General features: G+C 78.1%; 1 protein-coding gene and 1 pseudogene. Both read left to right on the top strand.

Going from position 1 to position 3,291, the window contains the following annotated elements:
- Nucleotides 1-2,172, top strand: a pseudogene (locus AA75_RS50035) (serine protease); the annotation flags it as partial.
- Between the two features lie 80 nt (nucleotides 2,173-2,252).
- Complete coding sequence (locus AA75_RS32205) at nucleotides 2,253-3,230, top strand: bifunctional riboflavin kinase/FAD synthetase (RefSeq protein ID WP_033823879.1); 978 nt, start codon at nucleotides 2,253-2,255, stop codon at nucleotides 3,228-3,230.
- Nucleotides 3,231-3,291 lie beyond the last annotated feature (61 nt).

Below are 3,291 nucleotides of genomic sequence, written 5' to 3'. Positions count from 1 at the left end.
CTCGCCGCGGCCGGGCCGCGCCGGCAGGGCGCCCACCGCCGGGGCGCCCCGCCGCCGCCCGGAGAGGACGCGGGCCGGATCCGGCGGCTGGCGGCCGTGATGGCCGGGCGGGTCCACGAGGCGGCCAGGCTGATGCTCGGCACCGGCCACGGCGGCCTGGACGCGGCCGACTTCGACCGGCTCTTCCCGGTGGCCGGGGGCTGGGCCGCGGCGGTCCTGACCGAGGGGCTGTTCGTACCGGCCGGACCGGGCTTCCGGACGGCGTACGAGGAACAGGCGGACTGGCTGCAGAGTCTGCACCTCGACCTGGACGAGGCCCTGCGGCTGCTGCTGGCCGAGCGGGCTCCGGACGTACCGGAGGTACCCCCCGGCCCCGGCGGGCCCGGGGACGACGCCGGCGGTCCACCGCCGCCCGGCAGGGTCGGGCCGGGGGACGCCCGGTCGGCGGAGGAGGACGGGCCGGGGGAGCGTGAGCGGGGGGAGGACGGTACGAGGGCGGGCGGACAAGGGCCGCACGGTGTGCCCCGGCACCGGGTCGGCCCGGTGGTGGCGGCGCTCGGGCGGTCGGGCGGCGCCGGTGCGGACGGCTCGGCCGCGGCGCCGGACGGCCGGCTGGAACGGCTGTGGCCCGCCCTCGAGTCGGCCGAGCCGGGCAGCGAACGGGACTGGTGGGCCGGGCGGCTGCTGGCCGCGGTGCTGCCGACGGTGCCCGATGCCGGGGTGCACCGCGCGCTGCTGGAACGGCTCGCCGAGCGGGCCGGCCGGGACCCGAGGTTCGGCCCCGAGTTCTGGGCCTCGCTGTCGCTCGCACCGGCGGACCGGCTGGCCCTGCTGCGGCGGCTGGTCGCCACGGACGGACCCGGGCAGACCTTCCGTACCGTCACCGCCGCGCTGCTCACGGCGGCGCCGGGCACGGTGATCCCGCTGCTGTGCGGATGGCTCGACGACCGACCCGCCGACGGCCGACGCGCCGACGGCCGGGAGCCCGGTGGCCACCGACCGGGCGCCGCCGAGGAGGCGGCCGCAGCCGCCGCGGCCGAGGCCGCCCACGAGCTGCTGTTCGCCCACCGCAGGCTGGCGCTGGACGACCTGACGGAGGCCCTGGTGGCCGCCGCCCACCCGCGGGCCGACGCCCTGCTCGGACTGCTCGCCGCCGAGGAACCCTCCGCGCTCTGCCGGGCCGTCGACCGCTGGAGCCACGACCCGCGGCCGGAACGGCACGTGGCGGCCGCGGTGCACGCGCTGCGCACCGCCCCGCACGCGAGCGGACCCGGGCCGCGGCTGCTGCGGCACACCGCGCGGACGCTGCTGGCCCGGGAGGACGAGCCGGCCCTGCACGGGGCGGCGCTCGCGCTGCTGGTCCGCGACCCGGCGACCAGGAGCGCCCGGCTGGCCGACGCCCTGTCCGCGTACCTGGCGGACGACCCGTTCGTCACCCCCGAGGTGCTGGCCCCCGCCCTGGACACCCACCCCGAGGCCGTGCTGACGGCCTTTCGGGAGCGCCTGGCCCGGCCGCGGGGCGCCGCCGGCCCGGCGCTGCGGGTGCTCGCCGAGGCGGCCGACCCGCAGGTCGCCCGGCAGGGCATGCAATTGGTGGCCGCGCTGCTGCGCCGGCAGCCCGAACGCACCCCGCTGCCGGCCGCACTGGCGGGGTACCTGGACCGGCTGCTGGAACTCGGCCGGGACGTGCAGCCGCTGCTGGCCGGAGTGATCACCGCGCCGCCGGGCGCCCGCCGGGCGCTCGCCCTGCTGCTGGTGGCGCCGGGCGACCCGGAGCGCGGGTGGCTGCTGGACACCGTCCTGGCGGCCGAGCGGGACCCTGAGGTGCTCGGGGCGGTACTGGCCGCGCTGGTGGACCGGGTGGGGCAGTACCGGCCGGCCCGGCTGCGCGAGCTGGTCCGGCGGCTCGGTGCCCGGTGGCCCGGCGCGGACGCCCTGCTGGTGCGCTGCGCGGGCCGTTCGGCCGCCTTCGCCGCCCTGCTGGCCGGCTGGCCGCCGGACGAACCCCCGCCCCCCGCCGGGCCGTTGGTGACCAGGATGCGGAGCCTGGCCGCCGCCGGCGGGGACCCGCAGTACGCCGCCGTCCGGGCCGAACGCACCGGCCGGGCACCGGCGCCGCGCTCAGCGGCCGTTCCGGTGCCGGAGCAGGGTCGGGCGCATGGCACGCTATAGGGGTTCAGGTTTGGGTGTTCGAGTGCGCCTGGTCGTGCAGGGCACGGTAACCACGGCATAGGGAACGAGGAGCGGTCAGGGTGCAGCGCTGGCGTGGCCTGGAGGAGATCCCCGGGGACTGGGGACGCAGCGTCGTCACCATCGGATCGTTCGACGGTGTGCACCGCGGTCATCAGCTGATCATCAGCCGGGTGGTCGAGCGCGCCCGCGAGCTGGGCGCCCGGTCGGTGGTGGTGACCTTCGACCCGCACCCCAGCGAGGTGGTCCGGCCGGGCAGCCACCCGCCGCTGCTGGCCCCGCAGCCGCGCCGGGCGGAGCTGATCGAGGAACTCGGCGTGGACGCGGTGCTGGTCCTGCCGTTCACCCTGGAGTTCTCCAAGGAGTCGCCGGAGTTCTTCGTCCGCCAGGTGCTGGTGGAGGCGCTGCACGCCCGCCTGGTGGTGGAGGGCCCGAACTTCCGCTTCGGGCACCGGGCCGCCGGTGACGTGGCGCTGCTGGCCGAGCTGGGCCGGGCGGACGACTTCGAGGTCGAGGTGCTCGACCTGCAGGTGCGCGGTGCGGCCGGCGGCGGCGAGCCGTTCTCCTCCACGCTGGCCCGGCGGCTGGTCGCCGAGGGCGACCTGACCGGGGTCGCCGAGGTGCTCGGCCGCCCGCACCGGGTCGAGGGCGTGGTGGTGCGCGGCGCACAGCGCGGCCGCGAACTCGGCTACCCGACCGCCAACGTCGACACCGTGCCGCACAGTGCGGTCCCGGCCGACGGCGTGTACGCGGGCTGGCTGACCGTACCGGCGCACGGCTCCCGGCTGCCCGACGGCGGCCCAGGAGAGAGGATGCCCGCCGCCATCTCGGTCGGTACCAACCCGACCTTCGACGGCACCGCCCGCACGGTCGAGGCGTACGCCATCGACCGGGTCGGCCTCGACCTGTACGGCCTGCACGTCGCGGTCGACTTCCTGGCCTACCTGCGGGGCATGGAGAAGTTCGAGTCCATCGAGGCGCTGCTCGACCGGATGGCCGACGACGTCAAGCGGGCCCGCGAACTGACCGAGGAGTCCTGACCGCGGGCATGCCCGCCGGGTGAGCGGCCCGACCACCCGTCAGGCGCCGCCGCCCGCCCCC

This window comes from Kitasatospora sp. MBT63 (genome assembly GCF_000710465.2).
Classification (GTDB): Bacteria; Actinomycetota; Actinomycetes; order Streptomycetales; family Streptomycetaceae; genus Kitasatospora.
The sequence above is the reverse complement of the archived record's forward strand: the minus strand, read 5'-3'. Positions and strand labels throughout refer to the sequence as shown.